Origin of the sequence: Myroides sp. A21 (genome assembly GCF_000807225.1) — a bacterium.
GTDB lineage: Bacteria > Bacteroidota > Bacteroidia > Flavobacteriales > Flavobacteriaceae > Flavobacterium > Flavobacterium odoratimimum.
The window spans coordinates 159,134-182,041 of record NZ_CP010327.1; the positions used below are offsets into that span (position 1 = coordinate 159,134).

The 22,908-nt window shown below is 34.6% G+C and carries 18 protein-coding genes and 1 riboswitch; of the genes, 4 read left to right on the top strand and 14 right to left on the bottom strand.

All coding sequences use genetic code 11. The features are described 5' to 3' along the window. Positions 1–106 precede the first annotated feature (106 nt). The 5 genes from tpx to nhaC all read right to left on the bottom strand — a co-directional run bounded on the left by tpx (position 107) and on the right by nhaC (position 4,132). Positions 107–607: a thiol peroxidase gene (gene tpx, locus MYRA21_RS00780; RefSeq protein WP_006258625.1), complete on the bottom strand. Its 501-nt coding sequence runs from the start codon at positions 605–607 to the stop codon at positions 107–109. 221 nt (positions 608–828) lie between these two features. Then, positions 829–1,086, bottom strand: coding sequence for a hypothetical protein (locus MYRA21_RS00785; RefSeq protein ID WP_006258626.1), 258 nt, complete (start codon positions 1,084–1,086; stop codon positions 829–831). Positions 1,087–1,106: 20 nt separating this feature from the next. Beyond that, positions 1,107–1,415, bottom strand: coding sequence for a co-chaperone YbbN (locus tag MYRA21_RS00790; protein WP_006258627.1), 309 nt, complete (start codon positions 1,413–1,415; stop codon positions 1,107–1,109). A 37-nt stretch (positions 1,416–1,452) separates the two neighbouring features. Beyond that, positions 1,453–2,091, bottom strand: coding sequence for a peroxiredoxin (locus MYRA21_RS00795; RefSeq protein ID WP_006258628.1), 639 nt, complete (start codon positions 2,089–2,091; stop codon positions 1,453–1,455). Positions 2,092–2,677: 586 nt separating this feature from the next. Continuing rightward, positions 2,678–4,132 carry a Na+/H+ antiporter NhaC gene (gene nhaC / locus MYRA21_RS00800; protein ID WP_006258629.1) on the bottom strand — a complete coding sequence of 485 codons (1,455 nt, stop codon included), beginning with the start codon at positions 4,130–4,132 and terminating at the stop codon, positions 2,678–2,680. A gap of 520 nt (positions 4,133–4,652) precedes the next feature. Between nhaC and MYRA21_RS00805 the strand changes: the two genes are divergently transcribed. After that, positions 4,653–5,579, top strand: a complete 927-nt coding sequence (locus MYRA21_RS00805) for a bestrophin family protein (protein ID WP_039328278.1) — start codon at positions 4,653–4,655, stop codon at positions 5,577–5,579. A 67-nt stretch (positions 5,580–5,646) separates the two neighbouring features. On the opposite strand, the gene MYRA21_RS00810 is transcribed toward MYRA21_RS00805, so the two are convergent. The 5 genes from MYRA21_RS00810 to MYRA21_RS00830 form a co-directional block, all read right to left on the bottom strand. Further along, positions 5,647–5,847 carry a hypothetical protein gene (locus MYRA21_RS00810; RefSeq protein WP_006258632.1) on the bottom strand — a complete coding sequence of 67 codons (201 nt, stop codon included), beginning with the start codon at positions 5,845–5,847 and terminating at the stop codon, positions 5,647–5,649. 218 nt (positions 5,848–6,065) lie between these two features. Beyond that, positions 6,066–6,266 (bottom strand): hypothetical protein, encoded by a 201-nt coding sequence (locus tag MYRA21_RS00815; protein ID WP_029988608.1) that lies wholly within the window; start codon positions 6,264–6,266, stop codon positions 6,066–6,068. A 352-nt stretch (positions 6,267–6,618) separates the two neighbouring features. Continuing rightward, positions 6,619–7,041, bottom strand: coding sequence for an HPP family protein (locus tag MYRA21_RS00820; RefSeq protein WP_006265870.1), 423 nt, complete (start codon positions 7,039–7,041; stop codon positions 6,619–6,621). Positions 7,042–7,290: 249 nt separating this feature from the next. Further along, entirely contained in the window at positions 7,291–9,846 is a 2,556-nt protein-coding gene (locus MYRA21_RS00825) for a WG repeat-containing protein (RefSeq protein ID WP_006258636.1), read from the bottom strand. Positions 9,847–10,056: 210 nt separating this feature from the next. Beyond that, positions 10,057–11,007, bottom strand: coding sequence for an NADP-dependent oxidoreductase (locus MYRA21_RS00830; RefSeq protein ID WP_039328281.1), 951 nt, complete (start codon positions 11,005–11,007; stop codon positions 10,057–10,059). 79 nt (positions 11,008–11,086) lie between these two features. Here MYRA21_RS00830 and MYRA21_RS00835 point away from each other — a divergent pair, with 79 nt between their 5' ends. Both MYRA21_RS00835 and MYRA21_RS00840 read left to right on the top strand, forming a co-directional pair. Then, positions 11,087–11,920: an AraC family transcriptional regulator gene (locus tag MYRA21_RS00835; RefSeq protein WP_039328284.1), complete on the top strand. Its 834-nt coding sequence runs from the start codon at positions 11,087–11,089 to the stop codon at positions 11,918–11,920. 122 nt (positions 11,921–12,042) lie between these two features. Beyond that, positions 12,043–12,654, top strand: a complete 612-nt coding sequence (locus MYRA21_RS00840) for a hypothetical protein (protein ID WP_039328288.1) — start codon at positions 12,043–12,045, stop codon at positions 12,652–12,654. A 48-nt stretch (positions 12,655–12,702) separates the two neighbouring features. Here MYRA21_RS00840 and metE read toward each other — a convergent pair whose 3' ends face one another. Beyond that, complete coding sequence (gene metE / locus MYRA21_RS00845) at positions 12,703–15,012, bottom strand: 5-methyltetrahydropteroyltriglutamate--homocysteine S-methyltransferase (protein WP_039328290.1); 2,310 nt, start codon at positions 15,010–15,012, stop codon at positions 12,703–12,705. Positions 15,013–15,189: 177 nt separating this feature from the next. Next, positions 15,190–15,377, bottom strand: a riboswitch (cobalamin riboswitch). 162 nt (positions 15,378–15,539) lie between these two features. On the opposite strand from metE, the gene MYRA21_RS00850 reads away from it, so the two are divergent. Further along, on the top strand, positions 15,540–16,001 hold the full coding sequence (locus tag MYRA21_RS00850; RefSeq protein ID WP_006258641.1) for an Lrp/AsnC family transcriptional regulator: 462 nt from the start codon (positions 15,540–15,542) through the stop codon (positions 15,999–16,001). A 276-nt stretch (positions 16,002–16,277) separates the two neighbouring features. On the opposite strand, the gene MYRA21_RS00855 is transcribed toward MYRA21_RS00850, so the two are convergent. The 3 genes from MYRA21_RS00855 to MYRA21_RS00865 form a co-directional block, all read right to left on the bottom strand. After that, positions 16,278–17,669, bottom strand: coding sequence for a TolC family protein (locus MYRA21_RS00855; RefSeq protein WP_039328293.1), 1,392 nt, complete (start codon positions 17,667–17,669; stop codon positions 16,278–16,280). Between the two features lie 94 nt (positions 17,670–17,763). Next, entirely contained in the window at positions 17,764–20,898 is a 3,135-nt protein-coding gene (locus MYRA21_RS00860) for an efflux RND transporter permease subunit (protein WP_039328296.1), read from the bottom strand. Positions 20,899–20,912: 14 nt separating this feature from the next. Next, positions 20,913–22,034, bottom strand: a complete 1,122-nt coding sequence (locus MYRA21_RS00865) for an efflux RND transporter periplasmic adaptor subunit (RefSeq protein WP_039328299.1) — start codon at positions 22,032–22,034, stop codon at positions 20,913–20,915. Between the last annotated feature and the right edge of the window lie 874 nt (positions 22,035–22,908).

Here is a 22,908-nt window from a genome sequence, read left to right on the forward strand (position 1 = left end):
TTTTTTATTGACAATATGGCTATATTGTTTTCAACCTAATTCTTTTTATAACAATAGACTGCTAGTAAATCATACAACATACTAGCAGTCTATGTATATAAAACCCTTATTTTAAAGCAGCGATAGCTTTTTCATAATTTGGTTCATCAGCTGTCTCAGCCACTTGTTCTGTATAGATTACTGTACCTTCTTCGTTTAAGATAACAATAGATCTAGACAATAATCCTTTTAAAGGTCCGTCTGTAAACAGCACCCCATAATCTTTTCCAAATTGTCCGTCTCTAAAGTCAGACAACATCTCTACATTCGCAATACCCTCTGCTCCACAGAAACGCCCTTGTGCAAAAGGTAAATCTCTTGAAACACATAATACTACTGTATTTTCTAGTTTAGAAGCATCTTGGTTAAAATGTCTTACAGAAGTAGCACATGTAGGTGTATCTACACTAGGGAAGATGTTTAAGATTACTCTTTTTCCTTTATAATTCGCCAATGTTTTATCAGCTAAATCTCCTCCTACTAAATTGAATTCAGGAGCTTTCGTATTTAATCCTGGTAATGTTCCGATAGTTTGGATAGCATTACCTTTTAATGTTACAGTCGCCATATTGTTTTATTTTTTAGGTTACACAAAAATAAGTAAAATTCGATAGAATATAATGCTAAATACTGATAGATATATTAGCAAAACCTAAATGTAATAAATATATAATCAATGAGGCACTCCTATGCAGTCTTCTAGAATTGGACTACAGACTTATTTAACCCTAAAAACAAAAAAAGGACTGTACTCAGAGTACAGTCCTTAAAAATTTTATAAAGAGAGTTTTATTTATCTATTGATCCTAAAACTCTTTGCATAAAGGTATTCAACGCTTCTTTTTGGGTAGCTCCTTCTTTTACAAGTTTCTGAACCTCTAGAGCCCCATACATATTAGAAATAAGTTCACCGATCACATCTAGTTCTTCATCTTTAAGAGAAGGCACCTCAGTTAGGTTTTCTAATACTTCTAGCGTTTCTATAATATAATCTTGGTCGTTATCTGCAATGAATTGAGACAACTGTCTTATCACTGGTAATTTCATTCTATATAAGATTTATGAAATTATACAATTTCGTTTACTAATTCGTGTAACACCTCAGTTTTATTTGTCTGAGTTTGGTTAACTAATTTACCGTTTACGAATGTAGCAAAAGTTGGTAAATTGCTTACATCAGCCAACTTTCTTGACTCAGGGAAGTTCTCAGCATCTGCAATTACAAATGTCATGTTTTCTTTCTCTGTAGCCAATTTTTTGAATTTAGGCTTCATAATTCTACAATTACCACACCAAGATGCAGCATATTGAACAACCACTTTTTCATTTGAATTTACAATTTCTTGTAAATTATCTTTATCTAGTTCTAAAAGCATTTTTTTTAAATTTTGGGTTAGTAACCTGGTTTATTTCTTAGTGTTTGCTTAAGTATTCAGCTACACCTTTTCTGTCAGCATTCATTGCATCTTTTCCTTCTTCCCAGTTAGCTGGACATACTTCACCATGAGTTTGTACGTGAGCGTAAGCATCGATTAATCTGATGTACTCATTTACGTTTCTTCCTAATGGCATATCGTTTACTGATTCGTGGAAAATTTTTCCAGTCTCATCGATTAAGTAAGTAGCTCTATATGTAACGTTAGATCCTTCGATTTGAACTGAATCTAATTCTTCATTATATACTTCGTTTTCTACATCTAAGATTCCTAATACTGAAGATAAGTTTCTTTGAGTATCTGCGATAATTGGGTAAGTAACTCCTTCGATTCCACCATTGTCTTTTGCTGTGTTTAACCAAGCGAAGTGTACTTCGTTAGTATCACATGAAGCTCCAATCACCATAGTGTTTCTTTTTTCAAACTCTGGTAAAGCTGCTTGGAAAGCGTGTAATTCTGTAGGACATACGAATGTAAAGTCTTTTGGGTACCAGAATAATAATACTTTTTTATTGTTCTTTGTTGCTTCTTCGAAAATGTTGATTCTTAAATCATCTCCCATTTCAGACATTGCGTCTACTGTGATGTTTGGAAATTTTTTACCTACTAAAGACATAATAATTTATTTTAAAGTTAATAATCCTTCTTGATTTCTTTTACAAATGTAAGGCTAGTAAATACGATAATCTATTAATCTTGATTATTGTTTTTTATTCTAACATAAATAAAATCTATACTTACATTGCATTGTCTATTGATTAGTTTAGACATGTCTAAAGATAGTCATTTTATATAGAACTAGGAAATCTTAGCATGTTATAATAATATTAATAAACCTAAATATTTTTATAATCTATAGTATATCAGCTCCTTTATAGATCTACATATTTATTCTGCGTCACTTTCTTCCCTAGCTTCTCTATAACAAAATAATTTCCACCTCATCATCCAAGTCTTTAATTTTCTCATCTTTTATTCATTTTTACAGAAGTGATCGCATACTTATCGCATACTTATCGGATACTTATCGCATAGTGGTCGCATAAAAAAGGGCTAAAAGTATGCGACCACTATGCGATAACCTTCCCATCACAAGTCGACCACTCCAAAAATGAATCAAAAAATAAGCAATGAAAAAAGGCGATAAGCTTAGTACTACCTAAGTTTATCGCCCCTTTTCTCTATAATATATAAGGTATGTCTTATGCCTTATTCACTATCTTTCTAATTTTATAATTAAATGCTGCATATAACAAGGTCACAAATGGACTCAAATAATTAAAAAATGCATACGGTAGATAGGTCATCGTAGGTATCCCCAATACTCCTGAATGATATGCTCCACAAGTATTCCAAGGGATCAATACTGATGTCACAGTCCCTGAGTCTTCTAATGTACGGCTCAGATTCTCTGGTGCTAATCCTTTTGCCTTATAAGCGTCAGAAAACATCTTACCTGGTACCACGATAGATAGATACTGATCTGATGTCATCACATTAATCGCTAAACAACTAGCTACTGTACTTGCAAATAACCCGAATACATTATTAGCAATATTCAACAGTGCCATCGAGATCTTCTGTAATGCTCCAATAGCTTCCATCGCTCCACCAAAAAACATAGCACATAAAATCAACCAAACCGTATTCAACATACTTGCCATCCCTCCTGCTTCAAACAAGCCGTTCAGGCTCTCTAATGGCGACAAGATTCTGATATCTGTAGTCAGTGCTAGCATAACACCTTTATACGCATTATAAAAATTAAATGTATCTCCACCTGATACTGCGACTACGATGTCTGGCTGGAAAATCAGTGCAAATACTCCTCCTAATAGTGTTCCTATCAATAATGCTGCTATAGGCTGTACTTTCTTAACGATCAAAAAAACTACAAATACTGGTACTATAAATAAAATAGGTGTGATATTAAATGTATCTGCTATAGCCTGTAAAGTCACTGATGTATCTACATCTCCTCCATGACCATATAATACCCCTAACACAGAGAACAGCACTAACGTAACGATATAAGTAGGTACTGTAGTGTACAGCATATATCTGATATGGGTAAATAAGTCTGTACCTGCCATCACTGGAGCAAGGTTAGTCGTATCAGATAATGGGGATAACTTATCTCCAAAATAAGCTCCTGATATCACAGCTCCTCCTATCATCCCTATAGGCATCCCTATCGCATTACCTATCCCTACTAACGCTATCCCTACTGTAGCAGATGTAGTCCATGAACTACCTGTAGCTATAGATATAATAGAAGTAATGATCAGACAGGCTGGTAGATAAATAGCGGGATGTAAAATCTGTAACCCGTAATAAATCATACTAGGTATAATCCCGCTTAAAAGCCAAGTACCCGATAAGGCTCCTACTAATAATAAAATAAAGATAGCACTAGAGGTATCTCTAACATTATTAATAATCTGCGTGATCACCTTATCGTAACTTACATGATTAAAGATACCCACAACAGTAGCAATAGAACCACCTATTAATAAGATAAACTGATTCGTACCAGACAAGGCGTCATCCCGGAATACAAACACATTAATAGCTAATAATCCTACTAAAATAACAACAGGAATTAGCGATTGGAATAACGTGATTGGCTTCTCTACTTTGTCGTGTTTACTACTCATTTACTTAAATCTTAAATTTATTTTGATGCGAAAGTAACGATTTTACAGTTATATCTTATGCAAAATAAGACATAATACAATATAACTATTAAAAAATCATATTTTACTTTACTGATTCATAGTTTATTATAAAAAAGAATACCAATAAATCCAATTAAAGGTTCAAAAAAATTGTTAAAAACAAAACTTTTTTCTATATTTACTACATACATATAAAGCAATTTATATGCAATCTTTATGTACTATCTCTAAAGAAGAGATACATTTAGATATAAAATATTGTTGTTTTGATGTTTTTAGAGGACATCATATTAAGCTACTTATCTACAATAAGTAGCTTTTTTTATACCTCTAAAGTATAGGTACCTCACCCCTTAATTACAACAATATTATTTTACACAAACCTTATAGTCAGTCCATTATTCTATTTTTTAACGATTGCTTTTATTAATTTCACAAGGATTATTTGTCTAAGACTGAATCCCAAACTAACTTTGCTCTTATATCAAAACTCAACAATATGATAGTAAGACACAAAAAGCATATCATACAAATGCTTTTTATATGGAAGGGGTCTGTCCTTAAAAAAATATTTCCAACGCTACTGGCTATCTTTATATTCTCTTGGATTGTCTATTTTGCTCATTACCTATTCCCTGATGTAATAATCCCACTTAATGTAGGAGCGTTTGCCTTAGTAGGTATTTCGCTAGCGATATTCTTAGGATTTTGTAATAGTGCGGCTTATGATCGCTTCTGGGAAGGAAGGAAACAATGGGGAAGCCTAGTGATACACTCTAGATCGCTTGCTTTTCAGATTCAAAACTATATAGACGAAAGCCCTTCGTTCTCTAAAAAGGAAAAACAAGAGGGGATCAAACTTATTATTGCTTTCTGCTATCTCTTAAATAAACAACTGAGAGAAAAGACAGACTATGAAGAGATACGTCAGTACCTGAAAGAAGAGGTATATCAAGAAATGCTGACTAAGAAATTTAAACCTGCGTATATTCTTAATGAATTAACGAAATGGATAGCTACACAGCAGCGTGCAGGTAGACTAGATACTATCACACAAGCTAGGATAGACAAGAATATCGATGAACTATCCATAGTATTAGGTGCATGTGAACGTATCGTACATACTAAAATTCCGTTTGTATACTTTGTTATTCTACACAGGACAGTCTATGTGTACTGCTTTATACTTCCGTTTGGATTAATTGATCTTATTGTCTGGACTATGCCCTTCTTTGTGACCTTCGTAGCGTATACCTTTATCGCACTAGACGCTGTAGTAGCAGAGATAGCAGAGCCATTCGGAGAAGAAGAAAACGACCTTGCTCTAGATCAGATGTGTGCTAATATAGCTTATTCTCTAAGTGAAATATCGGAAATGCCTCTACCAGAGCTGATGACACCTGATAAGAACTATATCGTTACATAATGTATCGAAAGTACATCACTAACGCTCATAAAAAAAGCACTTCGAATGAAGTGCTTTTTAGTTATAATTAAGCGTTAATTAAATTTAAAGATTCTTGAAGTTCTGGTTTTTCTAGAACATAACCATTCACCCATTTCGTTAAGCGATCTACATCATAAGGCAATAATTGATTAATAGCTTTATGAAGTTCTTTGTAAAATAACTTTGGATCAAAACTTACATTCTCAAGTATAGTTTTTGCGAAATCAAACATTAAACGTGTTTTCATATCTGTAATTTTTTATCTTACTACATAGTAAACATAGTCATTTTGAAAAGTATTTCCCGTTTTTCCCTCAGACTTTAATACAATTTTAGCAATTAATATCTGATTCTCATAATTTGAATAAATTGACTGAATTTTATTAAATAAATATTTCAATAATTTCATTTTCTGCAATGAGTTGATCTTATAAAAAAAGCATCTCCTATGGAAGTGCTTTTATCTTATGCGTTCAGTAATTCTAAGGATTGATGTAGTTCTGGTTTTTCCTGAACATAACCGCTAACCCACTGTTTTAACTGATCTAAATCGTATGGTAATAAATTCTGAATTGCTTTTTGCAATTCCTTATAAAATAACTTTGGATCAAAACTTACATTCTCTAATATCGTTTTGGCAAAATCAAACATTGTTCTTCTTTTCATATTTGTAATACTATTGTAACACATGAGCTAAATTAGCACTTACCGTATTAAAACACAAAAATAAATAACATTTTATTATTATTTTAAGCATTTATACATTAAATAAACTTTTATATCTTAATATATAAAATAGTATCAACAAACATCTGTAAGTATTATATAAAAACATCATGTTACCCTATAAATTCACAAAATGTGTATTTCCAAACAAATTGGGGGTATAAAAAAATGAACTCTATTCATAACTAATGATGAATAAAGTTCATTTAGATATTAAGATAAATTCTTTTCGACCGATTTATCCTGCTTTATATTATCCTGATAGAGTCACACCTATCTTATCTTTATGACACTAATACTGTTTTAAGAAGTACTTCAATAAATCCGTAGTAGTCACTATTCCTTTTAAATGTCCTAGCTGATCAACTATCGGTATAGAGTGATAGCTCTGCTTTGACAGTATTTCTGTTACCTCTTTTACTGTTGCTGTAGGTAAGGCACTTACCACTACTTTAGCCATTAGTTGTTCTATAGAATATAAGTCATAGACTACAGAAGGCATGTCTTCTGACTCATCCTCGACCACATCGATATAACTAATTTTAATCAAATCAGAATAACTTAGCACTCCTATTAATTTATCCCCCTTAACGATAGGGATGTGTCTTATTTTATGTTTTTTAAACAATCTCTCTGCATCATATAAACTATCGGATAAAGTAAGAGTGATGAGCTCTTTAGTCATAATCTCTTCAACTGGAACCTTTTGTTTCATAACAATCAGATTTTAGTTAGACAATACACATATAAAAAGGTCACCTTTTTATTACTTTAAATTTACGATACTTATAGGAATATAACAAATTAACTGCCAATGGATTAATTCTGTTTTTCAAGTAATTAGACAATATCTTCATTATTTAAAAAGGAATATCTTCATTTTCATTCTTTATAGCTTATATCCTGCCTTCTTTACCATAAAAAAGCACTTCTGTATCTCTACAAAAGTGCTTTTTATACAAACCTATATTTCCTTTCCATTTATATCAATAACTACTGCTACTCCATTCTTTATCGCAGTAGTTTTACCATCTTTAAACTCTCCTATATGACTGTATGTAGTCGGTTCTAATACGATTACCCCTTTATCATTCATAAATCCTACATAGTTATTCAGCCTAATTCGCGCTGTATTATCTTTAGTGAAGCGCTCTACCTTATCATATTTCGCTACTGATACTACCTTTTGTAACTTATCCGCTATGCCCCACTTACCTTTCTCTAAATATGTAGCGTAGCCTTTAAATAAGTTATCTACATCTGTATACTGACCTGGTTTAAATAACTCTATCCCATTCTCATAATTAACAATAGTCAATAGTCCATTCGCTCTCACCTTTGCTAACTTGTCTTTTGTCAAAGCATAATCTGGTATTTCATATTTGGCATGCACAGTCGTAAGCCCTACATGATTCACAAATCCGTATAAACCTCCTTTTACTAAATAGGCATATCCTTCATTATTAAACTCACTGATACGATCGTACATCGGGTTTATAACAATGATGCCCTGTTTATTAATCAGTCCCCATACCCCATTCTGTTTCATCCTAGCTACTAGAGCATTGGTGAAGTCTAGCTCGTTCTCATAAACAGGAGAAGTGATATGTACAAGATTAACAGATGCAAAACCATGTAAATCATTCATCCCTTTTAACAAAATGACTTTGTTTGCATAGTCAAACTTTATCTCTTTATAGTTATCCTCTAAGATCTTTCCGTTCTGATTAAAAACATTATACATTGTCACTGAAGAAGTGTGGATAGTAAGCTTTCTATTACTCTCTTTGTCTGGCGTAGATACCTCATCATATTCTACAGCTAGAACTTCTTTCCACTGTCTATTAATTAACCCGCTCTTATTGCCAAAAGACACTACTGCATGATTATCCTCTGCGAACTCTTCTATATCTGTGTACTTAGTAGGTTCTACCAACATATTCATTCTAGAGTCAAATATGCCTAAATAAGGAGCCTTAAGTACTTTAAACACTCCAGCTTCATTAAATGGATATATCTCTGTATAATAAGTATCTAATCGCTCTTCGAAGTTTTTATCTATAAGATTCTTAGATATCTCATTCTTCTGTACTAATGCATATCCAAAAGAGTTATAATTATCTATTCGCTCATAGGTTGGTTCTAAACGTTTATACGTTTTTAGATGGAATAACCCTACAGCTCTTTCTATACCTGGTATATCATTGTAGATTCTCACAGTACCTTGGTCTTCTGTCACATTGATATCCTTATAGTCCACAGGTAATACAACTTCCCAATTCTTATTCGCTAACCCTAGTTTACTGTCTAGTGTTAAGATTGTCATATCATAAGGTAGTAAAGTTCCGATATTATCATACATCACAGGTAGCACTACTTTCCATTGTTTATTAATCACTCCCCATTTACCATTCTGATTGACACGCGCAAAGCCCTCAGCGTTAAACACGGTTATATTATCATATTCTGGAGCTAATAATACCTTAAACTCTCTGTTAATCACTCCCCACTTCTCTCCTACTTTAATACGTGCAAAACCTTGTTCGTCGAATTCTGTGATCTCATCATATATAGGCTCTAAGATTACCTTGTGATTCTTATCAATGAATCCCCACTTCTCCCCTACATGTAATCTGGCATAACCTGATTTATCAAACTCAAATATCTTAAAGTCTGCCTCAAAACGAGGTGCTATAATTTCTTTCCAATCTTTATTTAACAGCCCCCATTTCTCTTTTAAAACTACTTTATAAGTAACTTCTACCTCATCATTAGACTCTTTAATCTCATCGTACTTAGGCTCTAGAATTTTTCCTTCCGTGTTAATCATCCCCATCTTTAACGAGTCGATTAACATCGCTATACCTCTAGTATCAAATTTGGTAATACTGTCATACTTAGCATTCGCTAATACTTTCCAATTCTTATTAATCAATCCTCTCTTTGTATTCTGCTCTACGATGATGTGATCTGCATTCACTCCTTCTGTTCCAAAATCGCGAATCTTAGTATAAGAAGGTTTGATTGCTAATTTCCAATCCTTGTCTATAATACCATACTTCTGCTCTATCATCACCTTTACATACTGCTTATCATAGTAGCCTGTAATCTCATCATACAAAGGTTCTATCTTCTCTTCTCCCTTAGTATTAATCACTCCACTTTTTTCTAATCTCACTACAGTCGCATATCCCTGTATACTAAAATCTTTAATATCGTTATAAGTAGGAGCTATTACAGGTTTGCCCAGCATATCTATTATTCCCCAAAGCTTACTCTTTTTTACTCTAGCTATTTTATGTTGGTCAAAATCTTTTACAGCTTCATACTGAGGTACCACTACCACAACATTAGCCTGTGGGTCTCTGAACCCCCATAAACCACGCTCTTCAAAAGGGATTAGTATTTTAGGTTGATAATCTGGTTTCTCTTCTTTAGGTTTATCATTCTTGTTATTGTCATCATTGCTACAAGAAAATGACAAGAAGCCAATTAATATAAGTAAGGTTATTTTTTTCATAAACGTTTAACGATTATTTGAATAGTTAACAAGGAGAATCAAACAAATTCATCAATCCAAATATATAAAAAATTAACATTATTTAATTATTACACTTAAAAAACAACAATATAACCACACAAAACACTAAATAACAAAACATATAAAAACAAAAAAAGATGATATACTTTATATTTATACCATCTTTTATGTTTGATTATTATATTTATTTTAAGAAATACACACAACTACCTTTCCTACAGTATTCCCACTTTCTATATATAAATGTGCTTTATCCATGTCTTCAAAGTCAAAAACACGACTAATATGAGCTTTTACAATACCTTTTTCTAAGAGATCAGCTATGATTTTCATATCTCTTCCACTCGAATACACACTCATAAAACAACTTCCGTGTAACTGTTTTTCATTAAACAATGCTTCATCTTTCTTTGTATATCCTGATGGCAAAGCTACAAGAGTACCGAACTGCTTAAGTACCTTTACTGATTTCTGAAAATTGTCTCCACCTACTGCCTCTAAGACAAAATCTATATCTGACACTACTTCCTCAAACTGCACACTTCTATAATCAATATGCTCATCAGCTCCTAAGTTTAAAACAAAGTCTTTATTCTTCAATGAAGATGTTCCTATCACATAAGCGCCTAAATGCTTAGCCATCTGTACAGCATAATGCCCTACTCCTCCAGATGCAGCATGTATTAGTACCTTATCATTAGGTCTTAGTTTACCATAACTATCAAAAGCTTGCCATGCTGTCAAAGCGGCTAAGGTAGACGCAGCTGCTTCTTCATGTGTGATATTACTAGGCTTTAATGCTATTTGATCTACAGAGACAGCGATATACTCTGCATAAGCTCTACCATGTCCAGGAAAGTTAACCATACCAAAAACAGCATCCCCTACTTTAAACTCCTTGACATTCTCGCCTATAGATTCTATAATTCCTGAGAAGTCCCATCCTAAAATAATAGGACTAAACTGTCCCACTATCTTAGACATTCCTACTGTACCTGATCTAGTTAGTGCATCCACAGGATTAATGCTAAGCGCATTCACTCTTACTAGCACTTCCTCTTTATTGATAAGAGGTATCTCTACCTCTGTCATTTGAAGATTCTCTACTCCTCCAAATTCATTTAACACAATTGCTTTCATATAATTATTACTTTTACACAAAAATAAACTGATTAAACACCATCATACAGGTACATTTCAATCAAATAACAGTATATACATGGCAAGAGAAAATATATATCAACCCTTTGAGGTCTTTTATGAGAAGGTAGATTCTTGTCCTCTACAGAACAGGCAATTCAATTTTTTTGAGTTTGTATTTGTGATTTCAGGAGAAGGAACACACACTGTAAATGGCAATAAAAGCAAAATAACTATGGGTGACCTATATCTAATCACTCCAGAAGACAAACACTCTTTTGACCTAACAGCTCAATCAGAGTTTGTCGTTATTCGTGTGAATGATGAATACATCAAGCAATACAATGCTGCTAATATTAATCACTTAGAATGCGTGCTGTACTATGCTACGCATCTACCTACTTCTATTATAACAGATGAGGAAGACAAACATATCATTCACAAAATAGTAGAATGTCTTATACTCAGTATCCAAAATACTAAAACGTGTAACTATGATTTGCAACGTCAGTATATCAATGCCATCATGATTATCGCTACGCGTAATCTAATGAACTATATTCCTGAAAACTTAACCACTAAAGAACAAAAGGTATTAGACATCATAAGTTACATACAGCAGAACATCTATGACCTCAAACGATTAACAGCACAGGTTATAGGACAAGAGTTTGGTCTAGCACCATCTTATATAGGTAATTATTTCTTTAATCAATGCGGAGAAACTATGCAGCAGTACATCACTACTTATCGACTAAAACTTATTAAGCAACGCCTACTGTTTAGCGATCTTAGAATAGGTGAAATAGCTTCTGAATTTACGTTTACAGATGAGAGTCATGCGAATAAGTTCTTTAAAAAACACGAAGAGATGAGTATGTCGGCTTATAGAAAGACACATCAGAAAAGATAATCTTTTTTATATCAGAAATAATTGTAATTTCATTCTGAATAAGCTTTTCCTTTTTCTATCTCTTAAAAAAGGATATACTCTTATTCATCAAGCCCTTACATCGTTTTTTAAATAAAGACATTATGAAAAACAAAATCAATTGGCCAAGAGTAGGTATTGTGACGAGTACAATTATCTTCTTTATCGTAGCCATAACTTTTGAAATATTTGAACTAGCTTCACTTCCTGGTCAGTTCTTTGGCACCTTATTAGGGGTTGTAATTACAGCTATTATTACTGTTCTTTTATTACAAGGACAAACTAAAAGTGAAGAGTCTAGAGAACGTCACTTATTAGTATTTGAAAAAAAGCAAGAAGTTTTCTTTCAATTCTTGACACAACTAAACACAATCTTACAACGAGAGTCTCTTAGCCCACACTTATCTACAGGTAAGAAAATAGAGAAAGAAGTGAATAACCTACACGATCTGATCTTTGAGTTTGGTTTTCTTCAAATGCATACCTCAGCAGAGACCTTTGATAAAATATTAATTCACGTAGGCAATCTAATGACTGAAAGTCATCAGATCAAAATAGCAGAAAATCAATCAGTAGAAAAAGTAGAACAATACTACTTAACGCTTACTTCTGATTTCTTTGCTATCGTATCACTGCTTAAGCATGAACTATACAATGAATTCTCTCCTCATATAGACAAGGATAAATTAGATAGGATCATTCGTCTATCTTTCTAAATAGAATAAGAAATAAGGCTCTTGTTGATCAACAAGAGCCTTATTCTATTAAATAGCTTCTACTAAACTTTCTTCCCTCAATTTTTTAGAGACATTCACCATCGCTATAAGCGCTTTTTCAGTCTCTTTCCAATGACGCGTTTTCAATCCACAGTCAGGGTTTACCCATAATTGCTTAGTTGGTATATAGTTTTCTGCCTTTTTAATTAAAGTCAACATCTCTTCTTCTGTAGGTACACGTGGAGAGTGAATATCATATACTCCTGGCCCAATCTCATTTGGGTATTTAAATGCCGCAAAAGCATCTAATAAATCCATCTGAGAGCGCGAACACTCTATCGTAATTACATCTGCGTCCATAGCGGCGATATGCTGTATAATATCGTTAAACTCAGAATAACACATATGAGTATGAATCTGTGTCTCATTCTTCACTCCTGAAGCAGAAATTCTAAATGCTCTAACAGCCCATTCTAAATAGCTATCCCATGCAGCTTTACGCAACGGTAAGCCTTCTCTTATCGCAGGCTCATCAATCTGGATGATTTCAATATTAGCACTTTCTAAATCTACTACTTCATCTCTAATTGCTAAAGCTATTTGAGTACAAGTCTCAGACCTAGGGATATCATTTCGCACAAAAGACCACTGTAATATTGTAACTGGCCCTGTCAACATTCCTTTTACTTTTTGTTTAGTCAATGATTGTGCATAAGCAGACCAGAATACCGTTAATGGCTTACTGCGATACACATCTCCATATATAACAGGAGGTTTCACACATCTACTACCATAACTTTGCACCCAACCGTTCTGAGTAAATGTAAACCCTTCTAATTGTTCTCCGAAGTATTCCACCATATCATTGCGTTCAAACTCTCCATGTACTAATACATCTAGCCCAATTTCTTCTTGCCATTGTATAGCTCTAGCAGTCTCTTGTTTTAATAAATCTTCATACTGCTGTGCTGTAAGCTCTCCTTTTTTAAACTTAGCTCTCCACTGTCTTACTTCTGTAGTTTGTGGGAACGAACCTATTGTTGTTGTTGGATATAAAGGAAGATCTAGTGCTTTATGTTGTAAGGGTTGTCTTGTACTAAACGGAGCTTTTCTTTGTGCATCTTGCTCTGTGATTCCTTGTACGCGTCTTTTTACTGCTTCATGATGTATAAGTGTAGATGTACGTTTATTGTGTTGAGCTATTTTATTCTCTTGATAAGCTGACACACCCTCTCTATCAATCACAGTCGTTAACTTAGCTAAGTCTACTACTTCCTGAATCTTCTGTTTAGCAAAAGCGAGCCATTGCTTGATTTCTGTTGTTAATTTCACTTCTCCTTCTAAATCAATAGGGCTGTGAAGTAATGAACACGATGTCGCTATGATGATTTTCTCTTTCCCTCTTCGTTCAATAGCTTTATCTATCAATGTTAATGATTGTTCATAATCGTTCTTCCAAATATTACGACCATCCACTACACCAAGTGACAATTTTAAACTAGCAGGAACCTTATTAAGTATCTCCTCTAATTGTTCTTCATTGCGAACTAGATCAATATGCAATACTTCTACTGGTAATGCCAATGCCAACGAAGCATTATCTTCTAATCCTCCAAAGTAAGTAGCTACAATTACCTTAAGATCTGGAAAAGAAGATTGTATAATATTGTAAAACGATGTGATTGCTTTTTTCTGTTCTTCTGTCAAGTCAAGCACTAGAAAAGGTTCATCAATTTGAATGTATTGAACTCCTTCATCTGTCAGACGTTTTATTATTTCAAGATATACAGGTAACAAACTATCTACTAAGCTTAATACATTGAAATCTTGTTCTTTTGCCTTACCTAATAGCAAATAAGAAACAAGACCTAAGATAACGGGCTTAGTCTCTATACCAATCTTCTTTGCTTCTTTATATTCCTCTACTACCTTTAGTGAAGTTAATTCAAACTGCTGTCCTTTATAAAACTCCGGTACGATATAGTGATAGTTAGTATCAAACCATTTTGTCATTTCCATAGCAGTAATATCAAATCCACCTTTTTGATACCCTCTAGCCATCGCGAAGTATAAATCTAGTAAAGACAGACCTTCATTTGTACGGAGAGGCTGATACCTTTTAGGAATAGCTCCTAAGGTTAAACTCCAATCCAATACCTGATCATAAAATGAAAAGTCATTAGAAGGAATTAATGTAATACCTGCTGTCTTTTGTAATTGCCAATTTTGATGACGAATAGCTTGCGCAACCTGCTCTAACTCTTCTCTTTCAATTTTCTCAGCCCAATACTGTTCATTTGCTTTTTTCAGCTCTCTTTGGCCACCAATACGCGGATAGCCTAATACTTGTGTTTGCATTTTCACAACTTTTTAAAATGGTTAATTAATCACTTAAAAAGTTCTCTCTTCCTAATGCATTACGCGGTAGTGGGGAAACTCTAATAGATAAGGAATAGCTATACAATACTACTTCTATATAACATAGAAACAGCACATCATAGCATCAAACCTGACTATAGCTCTTTACCGCGAAAGCATTGTCAATTCAAAAATGGCAGGTCTCCTGACTTATAACTACACTAATCGCCCTTCCCGATTTTATATCAGTGAGCATAATATGACTAGTATATTCAATGTTACTTACAGTTGCGCGACAGTTCGTGATTCTCACACGATTCCCTTTTAATCTACAGTTAAGTAAAACCTATTTTCGCCTGATGAAGTATTTTAAGAACAATTCATTAATTCTAAACAAAGATACAATTGAAGAATATAAACACATTACATATTCAACAATTAAGAACAAATAACCATAATAATAATTTAAACAGATTTTAATTCTATTATCACTACATTTGGTACCACTAAAACAAAATATTATTCTAATGCATAACCTAGACGAGACAGATTTAAAACTACTTCGAATACTATGTGACAACTCTAATCTGACTACAAAAGAGATTGCTCAACAAGTAAACCTATCTGCTACTCCAGTTTTTGAAAGAATAAAACGACTAGAAAAAGAAGGCTTTATAAAGAAATATATCGCTTTAATAGATGCTGAAAAGCTAAATAAAGGCTTTATTGTATTCTGTAATATTAAACTTAAACAACATGAGCGTCTTATCAATAATAAGTTTGTTGAAGATATTATGCTGATAGACGAAGTTGTTGAATGTTATAATATATCAGGAGATTTTGACTTTATCCTAAAAGTATACGCAAATGATATGAAACACTACCAAGACTTTGTATTTAATAAACTTGCAATGGTAGACAGCATTGGTAGTACTCATAGCTCTTTTGTGATGAGAGAAATTAAGAACACTCACAACATTTCTTTTTAAATATTAAAAGAAATCAATTAAAACAAAAAAGCCACATCTCACGATGTGGCTCTCTCAATTAAAAAGTAGTAAAAAATCGACAAAGATTATTTGTCTAGAAAGACTCAATCTATTGACATAATCCAGTTTTATAAATAGTTTCCAAATTAGCACGATGATTAACTATCTAAAAGTAAAATGCCGACGAACAGATTGAGTCAAGTAATTAATAATCTACTATAAAGATTGTTCTCCCTATAGTATCACTTTCATTACTCTATATATAAATGGAAAAAATTATTCTCTCCAACCTCCTCCTAATGCTTTATAAAGCTTAATAATGGCTTGCCATTCTAATAGTTGATCATTACTATGTGCTAATTGTGCATAAAGATGTGCTTGTTCTGAAGTCAATACATCTGTATAATTCGTTGATGAATGATACACTAATAACTTCTTCGTATAATCAACAGCTAAGGCTAACTTATCCACTTGTTGTTGTCTCATAGTCAGTTGCTCTCCTGCCATTTCATAAGCGTATAGTGCATCAGAGACCTCTTGCCCTGCTACTAACATTGCCTTTTGAAAGTTATACGCTTTCTCTTGATAACTTGCTTTCGCTATCTCTAATCTTGTTTTGTTTTGTCTTTTATTAAAGATAGGCTGTAATAAACCTCCTGCTATATTAGCAAACAATCCTGTAGAAGTAAACCAATCTTTAAACTCATAACTAGAGAATCCCGCTCCTCCTGTGATATTTAATGAAGGGTAGAATGCTCTCTTAGCCGCATTCACATCTTCAAAATACGCTGCCAACTCATACTCAGCTGCCATCACATCAGGTCTATTCTTTAATAGATGTGCAGGTATCCCTATACTTGGTTCTATTGGTAGTTCTTGTACAGTTAAGTTAGCTCTATCTATTGTACCTACAGGTTTCCCTAATAGAACATTCAACGCATTCTCTACTTCTCTGATTTGGCGTTTTACCCCTGGTAGTGTAGCCTCAGCGTCATAGTAGTTAGCTTCACTCTGTACCACAGCCACACCTGTTACTACACTTGACTCCTTCAACTTTTGCATTGTTTCAACGTCTACTTTTCTATTCACTATCGTCTTTTCGATAATAGTTTGTTGTTGATCTAACGCCAATAATTGGTAATAATAATCTGCTATCTGAGCGACTATCTGAGTCTGCACAGCCTTTTGTCCTGCATCAGACTGAAGCATTCTATAGTAGGCAGCACGCTTACTACTCGCTAATTTTCCCCATACATCTATCTCCCAAGAAGTATTAGCGAACACATCATACTGTGTCGCATTCTTTACAAAACCAAAACCCTGAGGATAAGACAATCTTGATCTTTTCACTCCTCCACCTATACTTAAGTCAGGTAAAAACGCAGCTTTAGATTGTTTTAATAACGCTTCAGAAGCATGTAGCCTTTCTATCCCTATCTTTAGGTCTAGGTTATTTTCTATTCCTTCTGTTATTAGCTCTTGTAGCTTTGCATCTTTAAACAAAGTTTGCCAAGGCATCATACCTATACTTAATGTGTCCCCTTCTTGGGTATCTCGATAAAGCTCTTTTGCAGCAATATCTAAGTGCTGATAACTCTGTGTGGATTGGCATGAAGCCAACATCCCTATAGCTAGAGCACCTATATATATTTTATATGTCCATTTCATGATTCTTCTGATTTATCGCATTGACTTAAGTCATTGTGTAACGTATAAGTGCACCCTTAGATACACTTATACATTTCTCACTTTATAATTACACTTACTCTTGTTCTTCTAATACAGGAGCTCCACTTATTTTCTCTTGTAACGCCTGGAACACAACAAATAATGAAGGAATAACTAATACCCCAATCAGCGTACCAATCAACATTCCTCCTACCGCAGCTGTACCAATTGATTTATTACTCAATGCTCCTGCTCCTGTCGCCATCATCAGTGGTAATAATCCAAATATGAAAGCAAACGAAGTCATCAGAATAGGTCTTAGACGAATACGCGCCCCTTCTATAGCAGCCGCTGCAATAGACTGACCTGACTGTCTTCTCTGTAGGGCAAACTCTACAATCAGAATAGCATTCTTCGCTAATAAACCAATCAACATAATCAAACTAATCTGTAAGAAAATATTGTTTTCTATTCCAAATAGCTTAGCGAAGATAAAAGCTCCTGCTAACCCAATCGGTAAAGAGAACAACACTGCCAATGGAAGTATATAACTCTTAAACTGAGCACTTAATAAGAAATAAACGAATAAGATAGACAATACGAAAATAATAACAGTCTGATTACCACTACCACTCTCTTCTCTTGACAATCCTGAATACTCAAAACCATACCCTTGTGGCAAAGTCTGTGCTGCTACTTCTTCTATCGCACGTATAGCATCTCCAGAACTAAAACCTGGATTAGGGCTACCATTCACGAAAGCTGAGTTAAACAAATTAAAGCGCGTCAAGAACTCTGGACTGTACACTTTCTTCAGATCAATGAAGGCTGTGATAGGAGACATTACTCCTTGCTCATTCTTCACATATAGTTTATCGATAGCCTCTTTATTCTCACGGAAATTAGGATCTGCTTGTATCATCACCTTATACTGCTTACCGAAGCGGTTAAAGTTCGTTGCATAAATACCTCCTAAATACCCTTGTAGTGTAGTCAGAATCTCTGTTACCCCTACCCCTGCCTCTTTTGCTTTTGCTACATTGACAGACACTTCATACTGTGGGAAGTTCGTATTAAAAGACGAAGTGGCATACATAATCTCAGGACGTTGATTTAACGCTCCTAAGAATCCTCCTATTATTTCTTCAAACTTCTTATAATCTCCACCAGTCTTATCTTGTAACTGTACTTCGAATCCTGAACTGTTACCAAATCCTTGTAGTGTAGGTGCTGCAAAGAATACCACATTAGCATCCTTAATATGCGCTGTCTTAGCAAATAACTGTCCTACTACACTGTGAATATTTTGCTCTGGATTTGGGCGATCTTTCCAGTGTTTTAACTTAATGAACTCTACAGCATACGAGCTACCATTCCCACTGAAGAAGTCCATACCTGCTAGTCGTGAAGTGAACTTCACCTCAGGTATGCTCATCGCGATACTATCGATCTCGTTAGAGATACGCTCAGTCTCTTCAAGAGAAGTAGAAGGAGCTAAGATAATATTACCATAGATAGAAGCACTATCCTCGTTAGGGACAAATCCCGTTGGTGTCGTTTTCGTTAAGAATACAAACAAGGCACCAAATACAACGATACTTCCTAACGACAACCATTTATTCTTATTCAAGAAGCCTAATACACCTACATAGCGATTAGTCATTCTGTCAAATGAACTATTAAAAGCTGATTTAAATCTATTGACAAAACCTCTTTTCTCCTCGTGTATACCTGTCTCAGGTTTCAACATAATAGCACATAACGCAGGACTCAAGGTCAAGGCATTAATAGCCGAAATCAAAATAGCGACAGCTAATGTGATACCAAACTCTTTATAAAATACTCCTACAGATCCTTCGATAAATGTAACAGGTACGAATACAGCTGACATCACTAACGTAATCGAAATAATAGCTGTAGTCAACTCATTCATCGCGCTCACTGTAGCCTTCTTCGCTGTCTCTGCTCCTTCATATAGCTTGGCGTGTACTGCCTCTACTACGATGATGGCATCATCCACCACAATACCGATGGACAGTACTAGAGCAAAAAGAGTCAACAAGTTAATAGAGAAGCCAAATAAATTCAAGAAAAAGAACGTACCTACGATAGCTACTGGTACCGCTATAGCGGGTATCAAAGTAGAACGCCAATCCTGTAAGAACACTAATACTACTATGAACACTAATACAAATGCTTCTATTAAAGTCGCTATCAATTTATCAATAGAGGCTAATAAGAAATCATTAGAATTCGCATATACTTCGAATTTCGCCCCCGCAGGCAAGTCTTTTTCTGCTTCTTTTAATAATTCTTCACATTGCTTAATAATCTCATGGGCATTAGACCCTGCCACCTGATTTACCGCGATATAAGTACCGTGCTGTTTATAAGCAGTCATGGTCATCGCATACGAGTAGGCTCCTAAGTCTATCTCTGCCACATCACTTAGACGCAATATCTTACCTGTACCATTAGAACGGATAATAATATCTCCGAACTCTTCTGGCGTTTCTAATCGACCTGTGTATTTTAAAGCATACTGAAAACTCTGTCTGCTATTCTCTCCTACCTTACCTGGTGCTGCCTCTACGTTTTGCTCTTGTAGCGCTTGTACGATATCACTTGGTGTAAGTCCATAAGAAGCCATTGCGTTTGGCTTTAACCAGATACGCATACTGTACTCACGCCCTCCATAGATAGAGGCATCCCCTACTCCATTGATACGCTTGATCTTAGGCAGAATATTGATACGAGCATAGTTCTCTAAGAATGCCTGATCATATCTACTATCAGAGCTATACATTAAGAAACTGAATATCTCACTACTCAATCTCTTGGTTGTAGTCACCCCTTGTTTTATTACCTCTTCTGGCAATTGACTCATGGCTTGGCTCACACGGTTCTGCACGTTCACAGCTGCCATATCAGCGTCTGCTCCTTGTGTAAAAGTGATGGTAATAACAGCCGAACCATCATTACTCGCCTTTGAGTTCATATACGCCATATTCTCTACTCCATTAATCTGTTCTTCTAATGGAATAATCACACTCTTCATTACCGCCTCAGCATTAGCCCCTTGGTAATTAGCAGTCACCTGTACTGTAGGCGGTGCTATCTCAGGATACTGTGTGATAGGTAATGAGAATAGTCCTAACAACCCTAGTATTACTATAATGATAGATATCACGGTAGATAACACTGGGTTTTCTATAAATCTTTTCAACATAATGCTATCCTCTATTACATTTTAATCTTCATTCCTTCACGTAGTCCTCCTATATCTGCACTTACGATTTTGTCTCCAGGTTTTAACCCACTTGTCACTACGAAGTATTGACTCGAAGGCACCTTCTCCATAACCGAAATTTCTGTGCTAGTCACTACACCCTCTGCATTAGCCACATAAATAAAACGCTTTCCTTGCACTTCAAAAGTCGCCTTCTGAGGAACTAGGATAGCTTCGCTTACACTCTCGTGTACACGAATGGTAGCACTATTTCCACTTCTCAATATTCCCTGTGGATTAGTAAACACAGCTCTGAAGTTCACACTTCCAGTACGAGGATCTACTTGTCCACTCACTGTATTTATTTTCCCTTTCTGATTGTATTCACTTCCATTCGCTAATAAAAGAGATACTTCAGGCATACTCGCGAGTCTCTGTTCTAGAGTTTGTTCTCCTCCTTTTTGCATAAAGTCGATAAACTCTTTTTCATTCATAGAGAAGTAAGCATTGATACTTCCTATCTCAGATACTGTAGTTAGAGGCTCTGGTGAAGCGCTACTTACCAGTGCTCCCACTTTATAAGGAATTAATCCTATAACTCCATCAAAAGGAGCTACCACTTGCGTATAGCCTACATTAGCCTGTGCACTGTTTAAATTCGCTTTAGCTTGTGCTAGTTGTGCTTCTTTACTTCTTAATGCATATTCTGCAGACTCAAGCTCATAGTTACTGATAATACCCTCATTGACTAATGGTTTAGCTTTAACTACTTGCATACGAGCGTTGTTTAACTCTGCCTCTGCATTTTTTATCGAAGCCACCGCTGCCACACTCTCTTCGTGATATTGTGGAGCGTAGATTTTGAATAAGGGTTGCCCTTTTTTGACTGTTTGCCCTTCATCCACATAGATTGCCTCAACGAAACCATCAATTTTTGGACGCAATTCTACATCTTTTATCCCTTGTAACACCACTGGATAATCTGTAAATAAATTAGCTTGCTCCGCTTTTATTGAAAGTACAGGATACTGCTCGACTTGACTGTCTCCTCCCCATTCTCCTTCTTGCTTTTTATCTTGACATGCCCATAATAAGGCGATTGTAGTAAGACCTAAAAAAGTAGATGTTTTTTTCATCTTTAACTATTTATTATTGATTGAACTATTGCGTTAAGTAGTAGCACTATTTCTATTTAAACCCGTGGCAAATGTATTATCTAAACAAAATGAGGTAAAGGGGTAAAAAGTAGATTTTTTAGTCAAAAGGTAAGATTATAGAAATCAAGAAGTATCTCCCTTAAGTACAAAACACATTATTTCTCTTCCCTACCGCACTATGCCCTAGCTTATAAAAGAATATAATACACAGCCATTAGGCTACTATTAACATGAGGCAAAATTCCATCAATGAGCACTAGCACACAAGCACTATAACACGGTATAGATGTTCAAAATGTCGGATTTCAAACATTTAACTATAATCGTTCTAAATAAGTTAATTTTAGCCAATAAGTAAGTTTCAGCCACTTATCCCTTCTATTTATAGTTCTTAAAAAATGGGAAACACTTTTTTAAAATCATCTACTTATTACTACCTATTTATAGCAATAAAACACTTTTTTAAGCTCTATTTTTTCTAAAAAGCACTCTATTAGGCTAATTCTAGCCATAAATAGTAAAAAAGAGATTCACTTTTTTTAAACAGCAAAAACAACCAACAATATAGTAATCAACACATTACTATCTATTTCGTTTTTTATTCAATGAAGTACTATCCCCTACCATCCCTTATATAATCTAGCATTCATCCTAATTCCTTCGACAATACATGGAGAATACCTCGAAAATGATGGAGCTAAGATGGTCTTTGTCGAGGGATGCTTCTTTTATTCTCCCATTATTTTCCAATCATTTCGTTTGGAGAAAAACACAGTACTAAATGATAAATCACTTAATGATCATTCACAACATTCAATAAATAGACTAATAAAATAGAGAACTAGATACAGGC

Coding starts and splice junctions, on each gene's coding strand:
- tpx (WP_006258625.1), bottom strand. CDS start 607: ATGGCGACTGTAACATTAAAAGGTAATGCTATCCAAACTATCGGAACA.
- MYRA21_RS00785 (WP_006258626.1), bottom strand. CDS start 1,086: ATGAAATTACCAGTGATAAGACAGTTGTCTCAATTCATTGCAGATAAC.
- MYRA21_RS00790 (WP_006258627.1), bottom strand. CDS start 1,415: ATGCTTTTAGAACTAGATAAAGATAATTTACAAGAAATTGTAAATTCA.
- MYRA21_RS00795 (WP_006258628.1), bottom strand. CDS start 2,091: ATGTCTTTAGTAGGTAAAAAATTTCCAAACATCACAGTAGACGCAATG.
- nhaC (WP_006258629.1), bottom strand. CDS start 4,132: ATGAGTAGTAAACACGACAAAGTAGAGAAGCCAATCACGTTATTCCAA.
- MYRA21_RS00805 (WP_039328278.1), top strand. CDS start 4,653: ATGATAGTAAGACACAAAAAGCATATCATACAAATGCTTTTTATATGG.
- MYRA21_RS00810 (WP_006258632.1), bottom strand. CDS start 5,847: ATGAAAACACGTTTAATGTTTGATTTCGCAAAAACTATACTTGAGAAT.
- MYRA21_RS00815 (WP_029988608.1), bottom strand. CDS start 6,266: ATGAAAAGAAGAACAATGTTTGATTTTGCCAAAACGATATTAGAGAAT.
- MYRA21_RS00820 (WP_006265870.1), bottom strand. CDS start 7,041: ATGAAACAAAAGGTTCCAGTTGAAGAGATTATGACTAAAGAGCTCATC.
- MYRA21_RS00825 (WP_006258636.1), bottom strand. CDS start 9,846: ATGAAAAAAATAACCTTACTTATATTAATTGGCTTCTTGTCATTTTCT.
- MYRA21_RS00830 (WP_039328281.1), bottom strand. CDS start 11,007: ATGAAAGCAATTGTGTTAAATGAATTTGGAGGAGTAGAGAATCTTCAA.
- MYRA21_RS00835 (WP_039328284.1), top strand. CDS start 11,087: ATGGCAAGAGAAAATATATATCAACCCTTTGAGGTCTTTTATGAGAAG.
- MYRA21_RS00840 (WP_039328288.1), top strand. CDS start 12,043: ATGAAAAACAAAATCAATTGGCCAAGAGTAGGTATTGTGACGAGTACA.
- metE (WP_039328290.1), bottom strand. CDS start 15,012: ATGCAAACACAAGTATTAGGCTATCCGCGTATTGGTGGCCAAAGAGAG.
- MYRA21_RS00850 (WP_006258641.1), top strand. CDS start 15,540: ATGCATAACCTAGACGAGACAGATTTAAAACTACTTCGAATACTATGT.
- MYRA21_RS00855 (WP_039328293.1), bottom strand. CDS start 17,669: ATGAAATGGACATATAAAATATATATAGGTGCTCTAGCTATAGGGATG.
- MYRA21_RS00860 (WP_039328296.1), bottom strand. CDS start 20,898: ATGTTGAAAAGATTTATAGAAAACCCAGTGTTATCTACCGTGATATCT.
- MYRA21_RS00865 (WP_039328299.1), bottom strand. CDS start 22,034: ATGAAAAAAACATCTACTTTTTTAGGTCTTACTACAATCGCCTTATTA.